The sequence below is a fragment of the Pseudarthrobacter sp. CCNWLW207 genome (assembly GCF_037203945.1).
Taxonomy (GTDB): Bacteria; Actinomycetota; Actinomycetes; order Actinomycetales; family Micrococcaceae; genus Arthrobacter.
In genome coordinates this window covers 215,721-235,287 of sequence record NZ_JBBCBS010000001.1, presented here as the reverse complement: position 1 = coordinate 235,287, position 19,567 = coordinate 215,721, and the positions used below count along the sequence as shown (strand labels likewise).

Sequence of the window (19,567 nt, the reverse complement as noted above, 5' to 3'; positions counted from 1 at the left end):
CGCATCGCTTAAAGGGGAATGCCCCGGCTCCTGTGAACTGGTCACTGAGGGAGCCGGGGCATTCCGCGTTCAGTTTGTTACTTGGTGATCGGGCCGAGGGTCGGATCGTCCACGTAGGCAGTCTTCACGTTGGCTGCGGTCACGATCGCAGGCGGCAACAGGAAGGCAGGAACGCGCTTGAACTCGTTCTTGTAGTTGCGGTTGTCGTTGATTTCCAAGGCGAGGCCCTGCTGCAGGTCCTTGATCATGGTGATCGTGTGTTCGACAATCTTGCGAGTGTCCTTGTTGATCGTGGAGTACTGCTCGCCAGCCATGATGGACTTCACGGACTCCACCTCGGAGTCCTGGCCGGTCACAACCGGAACGGACTTGCCGGCGCTCTTGATGGACGTGATCACGGCCCGGGCCAGGGTGTCATTTGGAGACAGGACACCGTCCAGCTCAGAAGAGGCGTAGCTGCCCGAGAGCAGTGCGTCCATGCGGCGCTGGGCGTTTTCCGGCTTCCAGTCCTGCGTGACAGCCCGCTGGAAATCGGACTGGCCGGAGACCACCTTCAGGGTCCCGTCGTCGATCTTGGGCTTCAGGACGCTCATGGCGCCGTCGAAGAACACCTTTGAGTTGGCGTCGTCCGGGGATCCTGCGAAGAGTTCGACGTTATACGGGCCAGCCTTCTTGGCCGCCATGCCTTCCAGCAACGCCTGGCCCTGCAGTTCACCGACCCTGAAGTTGTCATACGCCACGTAGTAGTCGATGGCCTTGGTGTTTGTCAGCATGCGGTCGTAGGCGATGATGACCGCGCCAGCGTCCTTGGCCTGCTGGAGCTGGGTGCCCAGCTGTGCACCGTCCACGGCGCCGACCACGATCACCTTGGCGCCGGAGGTGATCATCGTGGAGATCTGGTTCTGCTGCTCGGATACGCCGTTGTTAGCGAACTGCACGTTGGGCTTGAAGCCGGCCGAGGACAGCCCGTCGTTGAACAGCTTCTCTGCCAGGGTCCAGTTCTCGCTGGTCTTTTTGGGAAGGGCGACGCCGATCACGGCGTCCTGGGGAAAACCGGACAGGGCGGTGCCCGCCTTGGCGGCTTCGGCGTCGACGTCGGAGCGGCCGCACCCTGTCAGGGAGAGCGTTGCGACGGCCGCGAGGACGGTCAGGGTCTTTGCGATTTTACGCATGTGAGTTTCTCTTTCTGGGTCCAAAGGCAGCCGGGCATGCCGGCCGCCGTCGCGGGCTATTTTGACTCGGCTGGTTCTGCGGGAGTGATGATCTCGGAGGTCTTGGCAATCTCTTTCTCCGGGGTGGGCGGCTGGTTGGAGCGCAGGCCGTTCATCAGCATCCCGATGATGGAGCGGCGCCCCTGGCTCTTGTTGTAGACATCGATGGCCACGGCAATCAGCAGCACCAGGCCCTTGATGATCGACTGCATGTCGGCTCCGACGCTCAGCAACTGCAGGCCGTTGTTCAGCACAGCCATAACGAGGCCACCCACGATGGAACCGATCACGGTGCCGACGCCGCCGCTGACCGCCGCGCCGCCGATGAAGACGGCCGCAATGGCGTCAAGTTCCCAGCCCACGCCGTCCGCGGGTCCTGAGCTGGTGGACCTGGCCACGAACATCATTCCAGCGAGTGCCGCCAGGATGGACATGTTCATCATGACCAGGAAGTTGACCTTCTTGGACTGCACACCGGAGAGTTCGGCGGCGTGGCGGTTGCCACCTACCGCGTAGACGTGCCGGCCAAGGATGGTCTTGCTGGTGATGAAGACGTAGAGCGCCACCAGGCCCACGAGGATCAGGCCAGAGACGGGGAACGAGGTCCCGTAGCGTCCGGTCGAGAACAACCAGGTGACGTACAGGACTGCCCCGGCAAGCAGGACCAGCCGGGTGATGGGCACCCAGAGCGGATCCACGGTGGCACCGGTGCCGGCTTCGATGCGGCGGTTGCGGAACTCCAGGAACACCACGACGGCGATCAGCAGGAATCCGAGGATGACTGTGGGGGCGTTGTAACGGGCGAAGTCGCCGATCTCCGGCAGGAAGCCTGCACCCATGGCACGGAATTCCTCCGGCACGGGAACGGTCAACGATTTGCCCACGAACTGGTTGGCGCCACGGAAAAGCAGCATTCCGGCCAAGGTGACGATGAAGGCGGGAATGCCCACATAGGCCACCCAGAAGCCCTGCCAGGCACCGATCACTGCGCCCAGGACCAGTCCGAGGACGATGCCAAGGTACCAGGGGATGCCCCAGTCCCGCATGGCTATGGCCACTACGATGCCCACGGCTGCGGCAACAGAGCCGACAGAGAGGTCGATGTGGCCGGCAATGATCACCAGCACCATTCCGATCGCCAGGACCAGGATGTAGGAGTTGCCGTTGAACAGGTTGATCATGTTGGTCGGCGTCAGGACCTTACCGCCGGTGAACAACTGGAAGAACAGCACGAGTGCCACGAGGGCAATGATCATGCCGAACTGGCGGGTGTCACCGCCGAAAATCCTTTTAAGTGCTTTCATAATTGTTCCGTCCTCGGGCTTATGCGGTTTGTGCAGTGGGGGCGGCGTTGTTGCCGGCGCGGGTGGCTGAGGTCATCAGGCGCATCAGGCTTTCCTGAGTGGCGTGTTCCTTATCCAGTACTCCCGTGATGGAGCCCTCAAAGATGGTGTAGATCCGGTCCGACAGTCCGAGCAGCTCAGGCAGCTCAGAGGAGATCACAATGACGCCCTTGCCCTGCTGTGCCAGCTGCTGGATGATGCCGTAGATCTCGTACTTCGCGCCGACGTCGATTCCGCGCGTGGGCTCGTCAAGGATGAGCAGGTCCGGGCCGGTGAACATCCACTTGGCCAGCACAACCTTCTGCTGATTGCCGCCGGAGAGCTTGGACACCCCTTCATTGACTGTGGGCGCTTTGGTCCGAAGGCTCTTGCGGTACCCCTCGGCCACCGTGAATTCCTTGCGGTTGTCAACGACGAGGCCCTTGGTGATGGCCTTGAGGTTTGCTGAGACGGTGGTGGTCTTGATGTCATCCAGCAGGTTCAGGCCGAGGCTCTTGCGGTCTTCAGTGACGTACGCCAGTCCCGCTTTGATGGCTTGGGGAACATTCCGGATGTGGATTTCCTGGCCGTTCTTGAAGACCTGGCCTGAGATGTAGTTCCCGTAGGAACGCCCAAACAGGGAGCGGGCAAGTTCGGTGCGGCCCGCGCCCATGAGCCCTGCGAAGCCGACGATCTCGCCGCGGCGCACCGTGAAGCTCGAGTTCTTGCAGACGAGCCGGTCTGCCACCTGGGGATGGCCCACTGTCCAGTTGCGGACCTCGAACAGCACATCGCCGATTTCCGGGGTGTGCTCCGGGAAGCGGGACTCAAGGGAACGTCCCACCATTCCCTTGATGATCCGGTCCTCGTCCACGCCGTCGGCCACGATGTTCAGTGTTTCCACCGCTTTACCGTCGCGGATGATGGTGATCTCATCCGCGATCTGTTCGATTTCGTTGAGCTTGTGGGAAATGATGATCGAGGTAATGCCCTTGGCCTTGAGGCCGAGCATCAGGTCCAGCAGGTGCTGGGAGTCGGATTCGTTCAGGGCGGCAGTGGGCTCGTCCAGGATGAGTAGTTTTACCGACTTGTTCAGGGCCTTGGCGATTTCCACCAGTTGCTGCTTGCCGACGCCGATTTCCTTGACGGGAGTGTCCGGATCCTCGCGGAGGCCTACCCGGGCGAGGAGTTCGATGGAGCGTTTACGCGCCTCTCCCCAGTTGATCACGCCACGGCGCGCCGGCTCATTGCCCAGGAAGATGTTCTCCATGATGGAGAGTTCCGGGATGAGTGCCAGTTCCTGGTGGATGATGACGATGCCCGCGTGCTCACTGGCCCGGATGTCCTTGAACTGCTGGACCTCGTTCTGGTAGACGATGTCGCCGTCGTAGCTGCCGTACGGGTAGACGCCGGACAGCACCTTCATGAGCGTGGATTTGCCGGCGCCGTTCTCACCGCAGATGGCGTGGATCTCGCCGGCCTTGACCCGGAGGCTGACCTCCGACAGCGCCTTGACGCCGGGGAACTCCTTCGTGATGGAGCGCATCTCGAGGATTACTGGATCACTTTGCGTGGTTTGGGACGTCATATGCCCTTACGCCTCCAATGATGACTTCGTTGTCCGCCCCGCAAACCGCGGGGCCGTCTGATGAAAAAGTAAACTGGATCACAGCCGTTGTCGTCAAGTCTTGAACGCAACCTCCCCATATCTAGTCGGTCTGGGAACGCCGGATCCCGGCGTACTGGAAGACCAGCGCGGCCGCCCCGAGAGCTTCGGCGCGGTCCCCGAGGGATGACATGGTGAGTGTGGTTGTCTCGCCGATGACGGGCACGGCATGGCGCACCAGGCCCCGCCTGATGGGGTCCAGGAGGAGGCTGCCAAGGCCGGCCAGCGGCCCGCCCACCACGATCACTTCCGGGTTGATGAGGTTGGCCACGTTGCCTAGCGCCCGCCCCACTGCCAGGCCGGCATCGTCCACGACGCGGAGCGTTGCCGGATCCTTGGCGAGGGCCTTACTGACGATGTCCGCCGGCGTCAGGGGCCTGTCCTCGCGGCGGCTGAGGAGCTCGATCATGGTGGTGGTGGATGCGATGGTTTCGAGGCATCCGCGGTTCCCGCACCGGCACACGAGGCCCTGCTCATGGATGGTGGCATGGCCGATTTCACCAGTGATTCCGACGTTGCCGTAATAGGGCGCGCCGTTGAGGATCAGGCCCGCACCGATGCCCGATCCGATCTTCAGGAACATCAGGTTTTCGACCCCCGTGTGAGGCCCCCAGGTCACTTCAGACCAGGCGCCGAGATTGGCGTCGTTGTCAACATACACGGGGAATTTCAGGGTGTCCTCGAGGTGCTGGAGAATGTTGATTCCCACCCATTCGGGGAGGATGGCACCCTGCGCCACGGTTCCGGTCCGGCGGTCGATCGGCCCGGGAATTCCGACGCCGGCACCCACGATTGCGCTCCGGTCCACTCCGCTTTCCCGCATCAGTTTTTCAAGGAGGACCACCGCCGCTTGGATGCCTTCCTCGGCCTGGTGGCCGAGTGGCAGCATCACGGATTCCTCCGCGATGACGTGGTAGCTGAGCGATGCCAGGACCACCCTGAGGTGCCGGCGGCCGAAGTCGATTCCGACGGCGACGGCACCGTTGCTGTTCAATCTGACATTCAGCGCCCGGCGCCCGGAACTGGTGATGGGCTCGGTCGATGCCAGCCCCGAATCCTGCATGATTTTGACGATGTTTGAGACGGTGGCCGTGGACAGGCCTGTCTGCCTGGCGAGCTCGGCCTGGGTGGCGGGTCCGCCCATCAGGGTCTCGATGATCCGCTGTTGGTTCAACTGCCTCAGGGCGGATTGGGATCCTGGGTTTTTGGGGTTGCTCCTCGTCGAGCGCGGTGTTGCGGACATGCAAAGAAGATTGCCCTATGGTGACTGTTGTAGTCAAGAAGTTAACGCAAGCGGTCCGCCGGCGGGGCCGCAAGTACGGGACGATCCGCCCGTCCGAAGGCCCCCACCGGTGCAATTGGCCCCAAAGGGCACTGCGGCCGATGGCTAGGCTGGAAAAAGCGGACGCACTCCTTCATGTGGCCGTCCCGATCTTGTGAGGTGGTAAAGGTGCTGCTGGCCCTGATGCAGGCAAACGCCCGCGTACTCGACATTGAGGCAAATTGCGCCGCCCTGGATGCGGCCGCGGCGGAGGCCGCCACGGCCGGCGCAGCCGTGCTGGTGACCCCCGAACTGTTTCCCGTGGGCTACGCGCCGCTGCGGGTTCGTGCGGAGCTGGACCCCGCGAGGCTTCCCGCAATCAAGGAAGTGCTGAGCGGCATCGCGCGGCGGCACGGAATTGCCCTGGTGTACAGCCTGCCGTCAGTTACGGACGAGGGCAGCTGGCACATCACCTCCACACTGCTGGACGCCGCAGGGTCTGAGCTGCTCAGCTACGCCAAGGTGCACCTCTTTGGTGAGGACGAGCGCACGGCGTTCAGCCCGGCGGAGGCGGGTCCCGCCGTCGTGGATTTCAACGGCTTCCAGACCTCCATGGTGATCTGTTACGACGTGGAATTTCCGGAAACGGTCAGGGCTGCCGCGCTGGGTGGGGCAGAGCTGCTCCTGGTGCCTACCGCACTGGCGCACGGCTTCGACACGGTTCCGCAGGTCCTGTTGCGGGCCCGAGCGCTCGAAAGCCAGCTGACCATCGCCTATGCCAACCATTCCGGAACCGAGGAAGGCTGCGACTTCCTCGGCGGCAGCGTCATCGCCGGGCCGGACGGATCGCTGCTGGCCACGGCGGGACCTGAGGCCGGTCTCCTGTATGCCGAAGTGGATCCGGACGCCGCACGGAAAGCCCGCAACGTGGTGCCCTACCTCCGTGAACGCCGACCGGAGCTCTACCGGTCCTGGGGTGTTTGAGGCGTCCCGGCCTCGAGTGCGTCAACGTACTGAAGGGCAATCCAGAGTTCAGCCCGCACCTGGGCGGAGCTAAGGTCCATGGCCAGCAGCTCGGCCAGGGCGTTGATCTGGCGCCGCACACTGTTCCGGTGCAAGCCGAGGACCTTGGCTGTGGCATCCCAGTTGCCGTTTTCACCCAGCCATGACTTCAGGACATTGAGCTGGGAGCTGCGGCGGTCAGGCTCCTGTGCCAGAACCGGTTCCAGCAGCCGTGCGGCGAGCATGCTGCCGGCGCTGCGGCCCAACAGTCCCGTGACTGACCACGTCACCTCATCCACGCGCACGCTTTCTCCGCTGGCCTTGACGCGGGGCCGCACTGACGCGGCACGCTGGTAGGCAGCCGGAAGGCCCGCCATGTCCGTAGGATCGCCCACTACCAGGCGCCAGCCCAGTCCCTCCACCTCATGCATCAGGGCGTCGTCCACTTTGAACCGGGTCACGGCGGCAAATCCGTAGTCCGTCAGCTCCACCATCTTCGTGTCGAACAGCCTTCGCCATTGCAGCAGCTCCCTGACAGGGCCATCCGCCGAAGCCGGCGCTGAGCCGTCCGCCCGCACGCCCTGGATCACGCGGACAGCTCCGGACCTGGTTCCCGAAACGCTCTGCGCCAGGAGGTCCCGCAGTACGTTCAGCTGCCGGGCTGAACCGGCGGTCAGGCTTTCCGGATGCAGCAGCAGGGCTGTTGCCAGCTGGCTGGGAGCGAGCGATCCGCTGGTCCGCTGGCGCACGAGTAGTTCCAGCAGCCCCACCACCGAGGAGACCACGCTGTTCTGCGCCGGTGTCAGTGGCTTGTCCGTCCCCAGGATGAGGGCTCCGAGGGTGGCGTCCTTGGTGCTCCGGAGGGGATGGCCGAAGACGAGGGCCGGACCGTCTGCCGGAAACGAATCCGTCTCTACCCGCGGGCCCGTGCCGGCCAGCAGGCGCTTCAGCAATGGTTGCAGTGCAGAATGTTCGACGGCGGCCGCAGGGCTGGTCCCGCCGGTCCCGGTTGCTGCCGCCCGGGCCCGCACCCGGCCATCGGCCCCGAAAAGCTGGGCCCACACCGGGACCCGTTGGGCCAGTGCAGCAAGGAGTTCATGCTCGGGCCTGGCAGAGAGCACGGCCCGCATCAGTTGCCGGTTGGTGTCAGCCAGTTGACGGAAGACCCGTGCATTTCCGGATTCCAGGAGCTGGGAGAATTCCAGGCCGATGGCAGCGAAGGGTACGCTGCTGGGGATCTGCACCAGGGTGAGCTGGTGCTTTTGGCACGCTGAGCGCACCCGCTCCGGGACGGCGTCGAAATACGGCTCCAGCCCGAACCCCAGGGCTGCGACTCCCGCGGCGACCAGCCGCCGGACGTAGGCTTCCGCACTCTCCTTCGTTCCGCCGTCGTCAAGGAACGGCCGCCCCGCCGTCAGGACGAACTCCCCATCCAGCAAATATGGCGTGGGATCCTCCAGTTCGCTGGGCTCCACCCAGCGCAAAGGCGCACCGCCATTGCCGGCATCGTGAAGGACCGCGAGGTCCGCCGGGAGTGCGGCCAGAAACTCTCCCAGCGTTACGGCATCCAGGCGTTCCGCCGCCTCAGGCTGCACGAACGGACCCCTGGCCACAGTATCCACCGCTTCTTTGGTTTGGTGCATTACGTCTCATGATTGAAAACTATAGGTCACTTTGCACATCCCTGAGATGCGGCTCACACCCCTACGCTGGGTGAGGGAAACCCACCAACTACTCACGAACGGACGTCAACGATGACTGTGCCAACACTCTCCGGACAGGCCACGGGCCGCGCAGCCGGCCGTCCCGGGCTGGGCGCGCAACTGCTGCGCCGGAAACCGATCGGCCAAATGGTCAGTGAAGCCGAAAGTGGCCAGGGCGGACCGAAACTGGTCCGCAGTTTCGGGGTCCTGCAGCTGACCATGATCAGTGTCGGCGCAACCCTGGGAACCGGCATCCTGGTGATCCTGGGCGAATCCGTTCCACTGGCTGGGCCTGCGATCTGGATCTCGTTCGCCATTGCCGGGTTCGCCGCACTCCTCTCCGCCGTCTCATACGCAGAAATGGCCGGCATGGTCCCCGTGGCCGGCTCCAGCTACTCCTACACCTACGCCACCATGGGCGAGGGCATGGCATGGATCTGCGGCTGGTGCCTGGTCCTTGAGTACGCCGTCTCGGTCGCGGCCGTGGCGGTCGGGGCAGGCCAGTACGTGAACGAGACCCTGGCCGTGTTCGGGCAGGTCCTGCCCGACGCCGTTTCCCAGCCCCCGGGCGACGGCGGCCTGGTCAACATCCCTGCCATGGTCATCGTGGTGCTGGCAACCATCCTGCTGGTTCGCGGCGCAAAGGAAAGCGCCTGGATCAACACGTCCATCGTGGTGGTCAAGGTGGGTATCCTCCTCTTCTTCTGCGCCGTGGCCTTCACCGCCTTCAATGCGGGCAACTTCGAACCGCTCCTGCCGATGGGTGCCGCAGGAGTCTCAGCCGCCGCGTCCCGTGTGTTCTTCTCCTACATCGGCTTCGACGCCGCGTCCACCGCCGGCGAGGAGGCCCGGAACCCGAAGCGGGACCTGCCCCGCGCCATCATGCTCTCCATGGTCATCGTCACCACCATCTACGTCCTCGTGGCCGTCGCAGCTATCGGCGCCCGGCCGTGGGGATGGTTCGACGGCACCGAGGCGGCCCTGGTGAAAATCCTGGAGGAAACAACCGGCCAGCCCTGGATCGCACTGGTCTTTGCGGTGGGTGCCGTCCTGGCTATCGCCAGCATCGTCCTGACCGTCCTCTACGGCCAGACACGCATCCTGCTCTCCATGTCACGCGACGGCCTCATCCCGAAGGTGTTCGGCCGCGTCTCCCGCCGGACCGGCACCCCCGCGGCCGGCACGCTCCTGGTGGGCATCGCCGTCGCCCTCACCGCCGGGCTGGTCCCGCTCGGTGCCCTCGCCGACGCCACCAGCATCGGAACACTGTTTGCCTTTGCCCTGGTCAACGTTGCCGTGATCTACCTGCGACGCACCCGGCCCGAACTGGAGCGCACCTTCCGCGTCCCGCTGTTCCCGCTGACCCCGATCCTCGGCGCCCTGATGTGCGCCTACCTCATGGCCAACCTCGGAGCCGACACCTGGGTGACCTTTGGAATCTGGATGCTGGTGGGCGTGGCGGCCTACTTCGGTTACGGCCGCCGGAACTCCAGAGTGGCGGCGCTGAGCCAGGAGGAATACCGTGAGCGAAGCCGCCCGGAATCTTCAACGCTGTCCACCCCCGAACCTAAGAAGGCAGAGCTTTCATGACCGTCGCCACCGAACTCCCGGCCTCTGACCCGTCCAGCACCCAGGCCGGCCCTATCACCATGCTGAACCCGGATTTTCCGTTCAGCTACGACCACTATCTCGCCCACCCCGCAGGCCTCGGCGCGGTTCCGCCGGAGCTCCATGGCACCGAAGTGGCAGTTGTGGGCGCGGGGCTCTCGGGCCTCGTCACTGCCTACGAGCTCATGAAGCTGGGGTTGCGCCCTGTTGTCTACGAAGCGGACAGGATCGGCGGGCGCCTGCGCACAGCCAGCTTCCCGTCCGCCCCGAGCGTGGTGGCCGACCTCGGAGGGATGCGGTTCCCCGTGTCCGGCAAGGCGTTTTACCACTACGTGGACCTGCTGGGGCTGGAAACCCAGGACTTCCCCAACCCGCTGGCGCCCGTCACCTCGAGCACGGTCATCGAACTGGCCGGCCAGAAGCACTACGCCGAGACCGCCCAGGACCTGCCGCCGTTCTTCCGCGAGGTGGCGGATGCCTGGAAGGCCGCGGTAAACGACGGCGCCAAGTTCGTTGAAATGCAGGAAGCCATCCGGGCGCGGGACACCGGCCGGATCAAGGACCTGTGGAACGAGCTGCTGCCGCTCATGGACGAGCAGACCTTCTATGGCTTCATCGCCGGGAGCGAGTCCTTCAAGGAAGCCGGTTTTGCGCACCGTGAAGCCTTTGGCCAGGTGGGCTTCGGCACCGGCGGCTGGGACACAGACTTCCCCAACTCCATCCTGGAAATCCTCCGTGTGGTCTACACGGATGCCGATGACCAGCACCGGCTCATCAGCGGGGGAGCGCAACGGCTGCCCGAGGCACTATGGCAGCACGCGCCGTCGGGCATGGCCCACTGGCCGGACGGCACGTCCTTGGCTTCCCTTCACTCCGGCTCGCCCCGCGGGGCTGTGGGCAGGATCAGCCGCGATTCCGACGGCGGCCTCCGGATCCGGGAGCGCTGGGGCCGGGAGGCCAGCTACCCGGCTGTGGTGACCACGTGCCAGTCCTGGCTGCTCTCCACGCGCATCCACACGGAGGAGGCACTGTTCCCCGCCGAGCTGTGGACCGCGATCGAGCGCTCCCATTACATGCAGTCGTCCAAGACGTTTGTGATGGTGGACCGGCCGTTCTGGAAGGACGTGGATCCGGACACAGGCCGTGAGGTGCTGTCGATGACCCTGACGGACCGGCTGAACAGGGCCACCTACCTCCTGGATGACGGTCCGGACAAGCCAGCCGTGATCCTGCTGTCCTACACCTGGAATGATGACGCGCTGAAATGGCTGGCTCTGGATGCGGACGAGCGCGTTGAACTGATGCTGCATTCACTGGAGCAGATCTACCCGGGAGTGGACATCGCCAGCCACATCGTTGGCCAGCCCATCACGGTTTCCTGGGAGGCCGATCCCAACTTCATGGGTGCCTTCAAAGCAAACCTGCCCGGGCACTACCGTTACCAGCAGCGGCTGTTCACGCATTTCAAGCAGGACAAGCTGCCCGAAAGCCAGCGCGGGATCTTCCTCGCCGGTGACGATGTGTCCTTCACAGCGGGCTGGGCCGAAGGCGCCGTGACCACCGGCTTGAACGCCGTGTGGGGAGTGGTGAACCACTTGGGCGGTTCATCGGCTCCGGGGAACCCGGGTCCGGGTGAGCTCCTGGACGCCATGGGGCCGATCAGCCTGGACTGAGGACGCAGAAACAGCCTGAGGACGCAGAATCGGTGTGGGGACACCCGTTTTTGGGCGTCCCCACACCGATTGCGTGTCCTGGGGCGGGCGGGTGGAGATTAGCCGTGCAGTTCCCGGTGCGCCCGTGCCAGTTCGACGTAGCGGGCGGCGTTTTGCTTCACGCCGTCGAACTCCTCGTCGGTGAGTTCCCGCCGCACCTTGGCGGGAACCCCGGCCACGAGTGACCGCGGCGGCACTACAGTGCCTTCCAGCACGACGGCGCCGGCCGCCACGAGCGAGCCGGTGCCGATCACCGCGCCATTGAGCACGGTTGCCCCCATGCCGATCAGGCAGTCGTCCTCCACGGTGCAGCCATGGACGACGGCGGCGTGCCCCACGCTGACTCCTGCTCCAACGCTGCAAGGAAATCCCGGGTCAGCGTGCAGCACCACGTTGTCCTGAAGGTTACTTCCGGCCCCCACGCTGATGGTTGCGGTGTCCGCCCGGACGGAGACACCGTAGAACGCGCTGGAGTCCTCGGCGAGGGTGGCCTGGCCAATGATCGATGCGGTGGGGGCGATGAAGGCGGAGTCGTGGACGGCCGGTGACGCGCCGGCGAAATCGTATAGGGGAGCCATGGCCCAAGCCTAGGACATCCCCCACCCCAACTAGGTAGCAGCAGATGTCGTTTTCAGCGCTCAAAACGACATCTGCTGCTACTTAGTTGGGGCGGGTGGGGTGCGGAGGATGAGGAACTGGTAGTGCTGCGTCCAGTTCCCCGCGCCGGGGCCGGATTCCTCGCCCGTGCCCTCCGGCCAGGTGACAAAGTCCTCGATGGTTCCGTGCCGTCCGAAAACCTTCCGAACCGTTTCGTCGCTGCGCCGGCTGAAGAACCGCCGGGATTCAAGGTCGTCCTCGGGGTTCAGCACCTCCTCGTCAGCACCGGACCAGAGGCCGACGGCGATCGGAGCGTTGGGTGCCGCGATGCGCACCAGTTCACGCAGGACGCCGTCGATGTCAGCAGCGGGGATGTGCAGGAGCGTGCTCATGGACCAGACAGCAGGAAAGGCGCCATCGGCGAAGGGCAGCCGCCGGGCGCTTGCGACAGAGACGTCCAAGCCTTTGGAGCGGGCCTGACGGACGTGCTCCTCGGCGAGGTCAACACCGGTGTAACGGATACCGGCCTGGACAAATTTCAGGCCGTCCTGGCCTGGGCCAGTGCCGATTTCGAGGACGTCGTGGCGACCTTCGGACTTAAGCAGGCCAATGAATCGTTCGCGTGCCTCCACACGCCGTGGAGACAGGGGATGATCCCAGCCGGACGCGGCACGGCGGTTGTAGAACTCGGCGAGGCGCTGCTCGCTGCCGGGGTCCTCCCTGCCAGGCACCATGGCTGCCTCCGCTCCGCTAGTTTAATCCCCTAGTTAAAGACAACGGTCCTGTTGCCGTCCAGCAGCACCCGGTGCTCAGCATGCCACTGGACTGCCTGGGCCAGCGTGCGGCCTTCGACGTCCCGGCCCATCTGCACGAACTGTTCCGGTGTGCGGGCATGGTCCACCCGGATCACTTCCTGCTCGATGATCGGCCCCTCGTCCAGCGCGGCCGTGACGTAGTGGGCCGTGGCTCCGATCAGCTTCACGCCGCGGGCATGGGCCTGGTGGTATGGCCGCGCGCCCTTGAAGGAGGGCAGGAATGAGTGGTGGATGTTGATAGCCTTGCCGGTCAGTTCGGCACAAAGGTCGTCCGAAAGGATCTGCATGTAGCGGGCCAGCACCGTCAGTTCGATGTCGTGTTCGGCCATGATGGCCCGCAGCTTGTCCTCGGCCTGGGCCTTGGTGTCAGGCGTGACGGGAATGTAGTGGAACGGAATGCCGTAGAACTCGGCCAGCCCGGCGAGGTCCTGGTGGTTTGAGACGATGGCGGGGATGTCGATGGGGAGGGTGCCGGAACGCTGCTGGAAGAGGATGTCGTTGAGGCAGTGGGCTGACGTGCTGGCCATCAGCAGGGTCCGCACCTTCTGGTCCACGGCGTTGAGGCTCCACTGCATCCCGAAAGCCTCGACCACCGGCTCAAGCGCTGACTGGAGCTCGGACTTGGCGGCCGTCGTCGTGACTTCCACCCGCATGAAGAAGTTTCCGGTGGCCGGACTGCCATACTGCTGCGAGTCCGTAATATTGCAGCCTGCCACCAGAAGGGCACCGGCCACGGCGTGCACGATTCCGGGGCGGTCCGGGCAGGACAGGGTTACTACATACGCTTGGTTCAGCTGCTCATTACTCACGCCTACCAGCCTACCCGCGCCCACGTGCTGCATTTGGTAGTCTTGTTCAGTCGCAACTGGCGTTGGGTGGCTAACCACCAGGGAGCGGCAATCACGAAGACCACGGATCGTACGCCTGGGCCGAGGGTCATGTTTTGCCGGACAAGTGCTGCAACCCTGCCGGGAAACAGCACGCACTTTCACGCCCTGTCATCAAGCGGCGGCGGCGTGCGCCAGCCGGTAGCCTGACCTTAGCAGTGCCCGTATCCCTAGCCAGGAGTTTTTCGTGACTACTACCGCCACCACAACAGCCGCAGTCAGCAACCAGTCGCTGGCCGAGCTCGATCCCGAAATCGCCGCAGTCCTCGACCAGGAACTTGGCCGCCAGCGCGGCACCCTGGAAATGATCGCGTCGGAAAACTTCGCCCCGCGCGCCGTGATGGAAGCCCAGGGCTCCGTCCTGACCAACAAGTACGCCGAGGGCTACCCGGGCCGCCGCTACTACGGCGGTTGTGAATACGTGGACGTCGCCGAGCAGTTGGCGATCGACCGCGTCAAGGCACTGTTCGGCGCCGAGTACGCCAATGTCCAGCCGCACTCCGGCGCGCAGGCCAACGCCGCAGCACTCTCCGCCATGATCACCCCCGGTGACAAGATCCTGGGCCTGTCCCTGGCGCACGGCGGCCACCTGACCCACGGCATGAAGCTGAACTTCTCCGGCAAGCTGTACAACGTCGCCGCCTATCAGGTGGAGGAGGACAACTTCCGCGTGGACATGGACAAGCTGCGCGAGCAGGCCATCGCCGAAAAGCCGCAGGTCATCATTGCCGGCTGGTCCGCCTACCCGCGCCACCTGGACTTCGCTGCCTTCCGCTCCATCGCCGATGAAGTGGGTGCGCTGCTCTGGACCGACATGGCACACTTCGCCGGGCTGGTTGCCGCAGGCCTGCACCCTAGCCCGGTGCCTTACTCCGACGTCGTCACTTCCACCGTGCACAAGACGCTCGCCGGTCCCCGCTCCGGCGTGATCCTGGCAAAGCAGGAGTGGGCCAAGAAGCTCAACTCCAACGTCTTCCCGGGCCAGCAGGGCGGTCCGCTCATGCACGTCATCGCTGCCAAGGCCGTCGCCTTCAAGATCGCCGGCACCGAGGAATTCAAAGAGCGCCAGGAGCGCGTCCTTGAAGGCGCCAAGATCATCGCCGACCGCCTCAACCAGGCCGACGTCGCCGAAGCCGGCGTCTCGGTCCTTACTGGCGGCACCGACGTCCACCTGGTCCTCGTTGACCTGCGCAACTCCCAGCTGGACGGCCAGCAGGCCGAGGACCTCCTCCACTCCGTGGGCATCACCGTGAACCGCAACGCCGTTCCGTTCGACCCCCGCCCGCCGATGGTCACCTCCGGGCTGCGCATCGGCACCCCGGCACTGGCCACCCGCGGCTTCGGCGCCGAGGAGTTCACTGAGGTGGCCGAGATCATCGCCACCGCACTGAAGGCCGGCACGGCTACCGACGTCGAGGCCCTGCAGTCCCGCGTGGACAAGCTCGCCGCCGACTTCCCGCTCTACCCGCAGCACGAGCAGTGGTAACCCCGTCCATGGTGCAGACCGCGAAGATCCTTGACGGCAGGGCAGCCGCGTCCGCCATCAAATCCGAGCTGACTGAGCGTGTAGCGGCCCTCAAAGCCCACGGCGTCACTCCAGGCATTGCCACGGTGCTCGTGGGAGCGGACCCGGCCTCGCAGCTGTACGTGTCCATGAAGCACAAGCAGTCTGTGGAAATCGGGATGAACTCGATCCAGCGTGAGCTTCCGGCAGATGCCACCCAGGCGCAGGTCGAGGCCCTCATTGATGATCTCAATGCGGATCCCGCCTGCCACGGTTACATCGTGCAGCTGCCGCTGCCCAAGCACCTGGACACCGACGCCATCCTCGAGCGGATCGACCCCGCCAAGGATGCCGACGGCCTGCACCCGACCAACCTCGGCCGGCTTGTGCTCAACGTCAATGGCGAGATCACTTCGCCGCTGCCGTGCACGCCCCGCGGCGTCATCGAGCTCCTGGAGCGCAACGGCTACAGCCTCGCCGGCAAACACGTGGTGGTGGTGGGCCGCGGCGTTACCATCGGACGCTCAATCGGCCTCCTGCTCACCCGGCGGGCCGTCAACGCCACCGTGACCCTGACGCACACTGGCACCGAGAACCTTTCGGAGCTGCTGCGGCAGGCGGACGTCATTGTGGGTGCGGCGGGTGTCAAGCACATCGTCAAGGCTGCGGACGTGAAGCCGGGAGCGGCCCTGCTCGATGTCGGTGTCACCCGTGAAAGTGACCCTGAGACGGGCAAGAGCAAGGTCCACGGCGATATCGATCCCGCCGCTGCCGAGGTAGCTGGCTGGATTTCTCCGAACCCCGGGGGAGTTGGCCCGATGACCGTCGCGCTGCTGATGACCAACGTAGTGGAAGCCGCCGAACGCCAATTGGCAGCGAAAAGCGGCTCGGGGATCGCCTAGCACCAAGCCAGGACAGCAACCAACAAAGCCCGACGTCGGCACCTTACGCAGGTGCCGACGTCGGGCTTTGTTGTGGAAGCCGCAGCCCTACTTCAGTTGCCCGCGGATCTCGCCGCCCGGGAAGGTAGGTGTGTGGACGTTGACGTAGTAGCTGCGCGGACTGGCCTCAATGGCTGCCAGGAGTGCGGGGTCCGCTGTGGTGCAGGTGTCGACGGTCCAGCTGGTTCCGCTGCCCACAGTCAGCGGTACCACGACGGGACCGGCCACATTCCGGGGTGCCACGTGGATGTGCGCGGCGGTCGCCGGTTCGGAAAGGTTGCGAGCGGTGAGCGTGTAGCAGAGTTCTGAGCCGTCAATGGAGTAGGTGAAGAAGCCGCTGGCGCCGGTGTTGGAGCCGGTGACCTCCTGCTCGGTGTTCAACGGGATGGCCGGAGAGCCGCCGGCCTTTGCGGTGGCAGGGCCGGCGGTTCCTGCCAGGGAAAGGATAGCGGCCGCTACTGCCGCGGTCCGCAGCGCGTGACTTTTCATGATGCGTCCTCAGATAGATGGTTTTGTTCCGGCCCCTAGCGGAAATCACGCTACGCCGGGGTCCCGGTGCGTGCAATAGCTCATTGCCGGGCACGAGGGCGGTGCCGCCGTCGGCCGTTCCGGAACCAAGTGCAAGTCCTCTTTCACATTCCGGGGGGCTCCACTAGTCTGCGGAGGGTGCACAATAAAGCCATCGTGTCCTCCACCGCCCCCGCTGGCCCTCCGATGAAGCAGCAGACAGTTATCGCCGCGGAAAACCTGCGCAAGACCTACGCCGACGTGGCCGCCGTCGACGGAGTTACCTTCAGCGTTCCGGCCGGGGAGTCGTTCGGCCTGCTTGGACCGAATGGGGCGGGGAAATCCACCACCATGAAGATGATCGGCGCGGTCACGCAACGCACCTCCGGCGATCTCAGCATCATGGGACTGGACCCGGACAGCCACGGGCCGGAGGTCCGCGCGCACTTGGGCGTGGTGCCTCAGCAGGACAATTTGGATGAGGAACTGAGGGTCCGGGACAACCTCTTGGTCTACGGCCGCTATTTCGGTCTGCCCATGAGCTACCTCAAGCCGAAGGCCGACGAATTGCTGGAGTTCGCCCAGCTCACCGACAAAGCAAAATCGAAGGTCGATGCCCTGTCCGGCGGGATGAAGCGGCGCCTCACCATCGCCCGCTCCCTCATCAATGAACCGCGCATCCTCCTGCTGGATGAGCCCACCACCGGCCTCGATCCGCAGGCGCGGCACATCCTGTGGGACCGGCTGTTCCGGCTCAAAGAGCAGGGCGTGACCCTGATCCTCACTACGCACTATATGGATGAAGCGGAGCAACTGTGCGACCGGCTCATCGTGGTGGACAAGGGCAGGATCATGGCCGAAGGATCGCCGGCGCAGCTGATCCGGGAGCACTCCACCCGCGAGGTGCTGGAGCTGCGGTTTGGGTCGGAGCGCAATGGCACTATTGGCGGGGAACTGCAGGGGATCGGCGAACGCCTCGAAGCGCTTCCGGACCGGGTGCTCATTTACGCGAACGACGGCGAGGCTGCCCTTGAGCAGGTTTCTTCCCGTGGACTGCGGCCGCTGACATCCCTGGTGCGGCGGTCTTCGCTGGAGGACGTCTTCCTGCGCCTGACCGGCAGGAGCCTCGTTGACTGACGATGCTGCCCTGACCGCCATGGCCCCACGTGCCCATCCGCCCGAGGTATCCGCCGCCCGGGCACGCAGGTGGGGTGCCTTCTACTATGCGGAGCAGGTCCTCCGGGTCATGAAGGGCTACGGCTGGTCCATCCTGATGTATAGCGTGGGGCAGCCGGTGGCCTACCTTTTTGCGATGGGTGTGGGGCTTGCCACCCTGGTGGACGCCGACGATGCAGCCGCCTTCGGCGGAGTCAGCTACCTGGCGTTCATAGCCCCGGCGCTGCTTGTGTCCGCCGCCGTCATGACCGCTGCCAACGAGTTCACCTTCCCCGTGATGGACGGGTTCAAATGGCGCCGGATTTATTACGGCCCGCACGCCTCCCCGTTGACACCGGAGCAGATCGCCGCCGGTCAGATCATCGCCGTTACCCTGAGGCTGCTGCTGCAGTCCGCCATCTACTTCGCCGCCGTGGCATTGTTCGGTGCCTCGCCCTCCGGCTGGGGCTGGGCGGGAATCGTCGTAGCGACTCTGGCCGGACTGTCCTTTGGCCTGCCGCTCATGGCGTATTCGGCATCCATCAAGGAGGACAAAGGGCAGTTCGCCTTGGTGATGCGGTTCATCGTCATGCCGCTGTTCCTCTTCTCCGGAACGTTCTTCCCGCTTGATACGCTGCCGTGGGCCGTCCGGTGGATTGGCTGGATCTCACCCATCTGGCACGGCACCGAACTGGGCAGGGTCTTCAGCTACGGGTACGAGGAACCGCCGGTTCTCACCATGGTCCATATCGTGGTGCTGGTGGTACTCGCAGCGGTGGGCTGGGTCCTTACCAGACGCCAGTTCGTCCAAAGGCTGGGGCAATGAGCATCGTCACCGGCGGCCACAGCGTGGCGGACGCGGCCCGAAACAGGACCTTCGGACCGCTGTATTCACGCAACGCCAAAGCCGTCATTTCGCGCGGGCTGATGGCCACTAAGAGCACCAACTGGCTGGTCATGCTGTCCGGGTTCTTTGAGCCGGTACTGTTCCTGATCTCCATGGGTGTCGGGCTGGGTGCCATTGTGGGTTCAGTGCAGGGACCCGATGGGACCGAGATCAGCTACGCGGCCTACATCGCACCGGCACTGCTGGCCGTCTCCGCCATGAACGGCGCCGTGTACGACTCCACCTGGAACGTCTTTTTCAAGATGAACTTCGCAAAGCTCTACCAAGGCATGCTTTACACGTCATTGGGGCCCTTGGACGTTGCCTTGGGCGAGATCTTCCTGGCCTTGTTGCGCGGCCTGTTGTATGCCACCGGGTTCACAGCCGTGATGGGCCTGATGGGACTGATCACCACTCCCTGGGCCATCCTGATGATTCCGGCCTCAGTGTTGATCGCCTTCGGATTCGCCAGCATGGGGATGGGCATCACCAGTTTCCTGAAGACCTTTCAGCAGATGGACTGGATCAACTTCATCATGCTGCCGATGTTCCTGTTCAGCGCTACGTTCTACCCGCTCAGCGTCTACCCCCAGTACATCCAGTGGCTCATCCAGGCCATGCCCCTTTGGCATGGGGTGGAACTGCTGCGCCAGATCAGCGTCGGAACCTTCACTCCGGCCACCGCCATCCATATCGGCTATTACGTAGCGATGACGGCGCTGGGGATGCTGCTCACCACGGTCCGCCTCCGCAAGCTGTTCCTGAAGTAGGCCTTCCCAACTAGGTAGCA

The 19,567-nt window shown here is 64.4% G+C and carries 17 protein-coding genes and 1 riboswitch; of the genes, 8 read left to right on the top strand and 9 right to left on the bottom strand.

Annotation, left to right across the window (positions count from 1 at the left end):
- Window positions 1-77 precede the first annotated feature (77 nt).
- From V9L17_RS00930 to V9L17_RS00915, 4 genes are all read right to left on the bottom strand, one after another.
- Complete coding sequence (locus tag V9L17_RS00930) at window positions 78-1,172, bottom strand: sugar-binding protein (protein ID WP_337346700.1); 1,095 nt, start codon at window positions 1,170-1,172, stop codon at window positions 78-80.
- A gap of 56 nt (window positions 1,173-1,228) precedes the next feature.
- Window positions 1,229-2,515, bottom strand: a complete 1,287-nt coding sequence (gene mmsB, locus V9L17_RS00925) for a multiple monosaccharide ABC transporter permease (protein WP_337346699.1) — start codon at window positions 2,513-2,515, stop codon at window positions 1,229-1,231.
- Window positions 2,516-2,534: 19 nt separating this feature from the next.
- Window positions 2,535-4,121 (bottom strand): multiple monosaccharide ABC transporter ATP-binding protein, encoded by a 1,587-nt coding sequence (mmsA, locus tag V9L17_RS00920; protein WP_337346698.1) that lies wholly within the window; start codon window positions 4,119-4,121, stop codon window positions 2,535-2,537.
- 121 nt (window positions 4,122-4,242) lie between these two features.
- Window positions 4,243-5,442 carry an ROK family transcriptional regulator gene (locus V9L17_RS00915; protein WP_337346697.1) on the bottom strand — a complete coding sequence of 400 codons (1,200 nt, stop codon included), beginning with the start codon at window positions 5,440-5,442 and terminating at the stop codon, window positions 4,243-4,245.
- Window positions 5,443-5,649: 207 nt separating this feature from the next.
- Here V9L17_RS00915 and V9L17_RS00910 point away from each other — a divergent pair, with 207 nt between their 5' ends.
- Entirely contained in the window at window positions 5,650-6,444 is a 795-nt protein-coding gene (locus tag V9L17_RS00910; RefSeq protein ID WP_337346696.1) for a nitrilase-related carbon-nitrogen hydrolase, read from the top strand.
- On the opposite strand, the gene V9L17_RS00905 is transcribed toward V9L17_RS00910, so the two are convergent.
- Window positions 6,423-8,105: a PucR family transcriptional regulator gene (locus tag V9L17_RS00905; RefSeq protein ID WP_337346695.1), complete on the bottom strand. Its 1,683-nt coding sequence runs from the start codon at window positions 8,103-8,105 to the stop codon at window positions 6,423-6,425. The two genes, V9L17_RS00910 and V9L17_RS00905, sit on opposite strands and share 22 nt — an antisense overlap.
- Window positions 8,106-8,216: 111 nt before the next feature.
- Between V9L17_RS00905 and V9L17_RS00900 the strand changes: the two genes are divergently transcribed.
- Complete coding sequence (locus tag V9L17_RS00900) at window positions 8,217-9,755, top strand: amino acid permease (RefSeq protein WP_337346694.1); 1,539 nt, start codon at window positions 8,217-8,219, stop codon at window positions 9,753-9,755.
- Window positions 9,752-11,446, top strand: coding sequence for a flavin monoamine oxidase family protein (locus V9L17_RS00895; protein WP_337346693.1), 1,695 nt, complete (start codon window positions 9,752-9,754; stop codon window positions 11,444-11,446). The genes V9L17_RS00900 and V9L17_RS00895 overlap by 4 nt, the downstream gene beginning before the upstream one ends.
- Before the next feature lie 98 nt (window positions 11,447-11,544).
- Here the strand turns inward: V9L17_RS00895 and V9L17_RS00890 are convergent, their stop codons facing one another.
- The 3 genes from V9L17_RS00890 to purU form a co-directional block, all read right to left on the bottom strand.
- Complete coding sequence (locus tag V9L17_RS00890; RefSeq protein ID WP_337346692.1) at window positions 11,545-12,063, bottom strand: gamma carbonic anhydrase family protein; 519 nt, start codon at window positions 12,061-12,063, stop codon at window positions 11,545-11,547.
- A gap of 78 nt (window positions 12,064-12,141) precedes the next feature.
- Window positions 12,142-12,816, bottom strand: a complete 675-nt coding sequence (locus tag V9L17_RS00885) for a class I SAM-dependent methyltransferase (RefSeq protein ID WP_337350074.1) — start codon at window positions 12,814-12,816, stop codon at window positions 12,142-12,144.
- 29 nt (window positions 12,817-12,845) lie between these two features.
- On the bottom strand, window positions 12,846-13,739 hold the full coding sequence (gene purU / locus V9L17_RS00880; RefSeq protein ID WP_443197995.1) for a formyltetrahydrofolate deformylase: 894 nt from the start codon (window positions 13,737-13,739) through the stop codon (window positions 12,846-12,848).
- A gap of 9 nt (window positions 13,740-13,748) precedes the next feature.
- A riboswitch (ZMP/ZTP riboswitch) is annotated at window positions 13,749-13,834 on the top strand.
- A 137-nt stretch (window positions 13,835-13,971) separates the two neighbouring features.
- On the opposite strand from purU, the gene glyA reads away from it, so the two are divergent.
- Both glyA and V9L17_RS00870 read left to right on the top strand, forming a co-directional pair.
- Entirely contained in the window at window positions 13,972-15,270 is a 1,299-nt protein-coding gene (gene glyA, locus V9L17_RS00875; RefSeq protein WP_337350072.1) for a serine hydroxymethyltransferase, read from the top strand.
- An 8-nt stretch (window positions 15,271-15,278) separates the two neighbouring features.
- Entirely contained in the window at window positions 15,279-16,190 is a 912-nt protein-coding gene (locus tag V9L17_RS00870) for a bifunctional methylenetetrahydrofolate dehydrogenase/methenyltetrahydrofolate cyclohydrolase (RefSeq protein ID WP_337346688.1), read from the top strand.
- An 87-nt stretch (window positions 16,191-16,277) separates the two neighbouring features.
- Here the strand turns inward: V9L17_RS00870 and V9L17_RS00865 are convergent, their stop codons facing one another.
- Entirely contained in the window at window positions 16,278-16,718 is a 441-nt protein-coding gene (locus V9L17_RS00865; protein WP_337346687.1) for a CHRD domain-containing protein, read from the bottom strand.
- A 225-nt stretch (window positions 16,719-16,943) separates the two neighbouring features.
- Here V9L17_RS00865 and V9L17_RS00860 point away from each other — a divergent pair, with 225 nt between their 5' ends.
- The 3 genes from V9L17_RS00860 to V9L17_RS00850 are packed head-to-tail and all read left to right on the top strand — an operon-like array spanning window position 16,944 to window position 19,547.
- Window positions 16,944-17,873, top strand: coding sequence for an ABC transporter ATP-binding protein (locus V9L17_RS00860; protein ID WP_337346753.1), 930 nt, complete (start codon window positions 16,944-16,946; stop codon window positions 17,871-17,873).
- Between the two features lie 19 nt (window positions 17,874-17,892).
- A complete protein-coding gene (locus V9L17_RS00855; RefSeq protein ID WP_337346752.1) occupies window positions 17,893-18,717 on the top strand; it encodes an ABC transporter permease in 825 nt (274 codons plus the stop codon).
- Window positions 18,714-19,547 (top strand): ABC transporter permease, encoded by an 834-nt coding sequence (locus tag V9L17_RS00850; RefSeq protein ID WP_337350071.1) that lies wholly within the window; start codon window positions 18,714-18,716, stop codon window positions 19,545-19,547. The genes V9L17_RS00855 and V9L17_RS00850 overlap by 4 nt, the downstream gene beginning before the upstream one ends.
- Window positions 19,548-19,567: the final 20 nt, after the last annotated feature.

Coding starts and splice junctions, on each gene's coding strand:
- V9L17_RS00930 (WP_337346700.1), bottom strand. CDS start 1,172: ATGCGTAAAATCGCAAAGACCCTGACCGTCCTCGCGGCCGTCGCAACG.
- mmsB (WP_337346699.1), bottom strand. CDS start 2,515: ATGAAAGCACTTAAAAGGATTTTCGGCGGTGACACCCGCCAGTTCGGC.
- mmsA (WP_337346698.1), bottom strand. CDS start 4,121: ATGACGTCCCAAACCACGCAAAGTGATCCAGTAATCCTCGAGATGCGC.
- V9L17_RS00915 (WP_337346697.1), bottom strand. CDS start 5,442: ATGTCCGCAACACCGCGCTCGACGAGGAGCAACCCCAAAAACCCAGGA.
- V9L17_RS00905 (WP_337346695.1), bottom strand. CDS start 8,105: ATGCACCAAACCAAAGAAGCGGTGGATACTGTGGCCAGGGGTCCGTTC.
- V9L17_RS00900 (WP_337346694.1), top strand. CDS start 8,217: ATGACTGTGCCAACACTCTCCGGACAGGCCACGGGCCGCGCAGCCGGC.
- V9L17_RS00895 (WP_337346693.1), top strand. CDS start 9,752: ATGACCGTCGCCACCGAACTCCCGGCCTCTGACCCGTCCAGCACCCAG.
- V9L17_RS00890 (WP_337346692.1), bottom strand. CDS start 12,063: ATGGCTCCCCTATACGATTTCGCCGGCGCGTCACCGGCCGTCCACGAC.
- V9L17_RS00885 (WP_337350074.1), bottom strand. CDS start 12,816: ATGGTGCCTGGCAGGGAGGACCCCGGCAGCGAGCAGCGCCTCGCCGAG.
- purU (WP_443197995.1), bottom strand. CDS start 13,739: ATGCAGCACGTGGGCGCGGGTAGGCTGGTAGGCGTGAGTAATGAGCAG.
- V9L17_RS00870 (WP_337346688.1), top strand. CDS start 15,279: ATGGTGCAGACCGCGAAGATCCTTGACGGCAGGGCAGCCGCGTCCGCC.
- V9L17_RS00865 (WP_337346687.1), bottom strand. CDS start 16,718: ATGAAAAGTCACGCGCTGCGGACCGCGGCAGTAGCGGCCGCTATCCTT.
- V9L17_RS00860 (WP_337346753.1), top strand. CDS start 16,944: ATGAAGCAGCAGACAGTTATCGCCGCGGAAAACCTGCGCAAGACCTAC.
- V9L17_RS00855 (WP_337346752.1), top strand. CDS start 17,893: ATGGCCCCACGTGCCCATCCGCCCGAGGTATCCGCCGCCCGGGCACGC.
- V9L17_RS00850 (WP_337350071.1), top strand. CDS start 18,714: ATGAGCATCGTCACCGGCGGCCACAGCGTGGCGGACGCGGCCCGAAAC.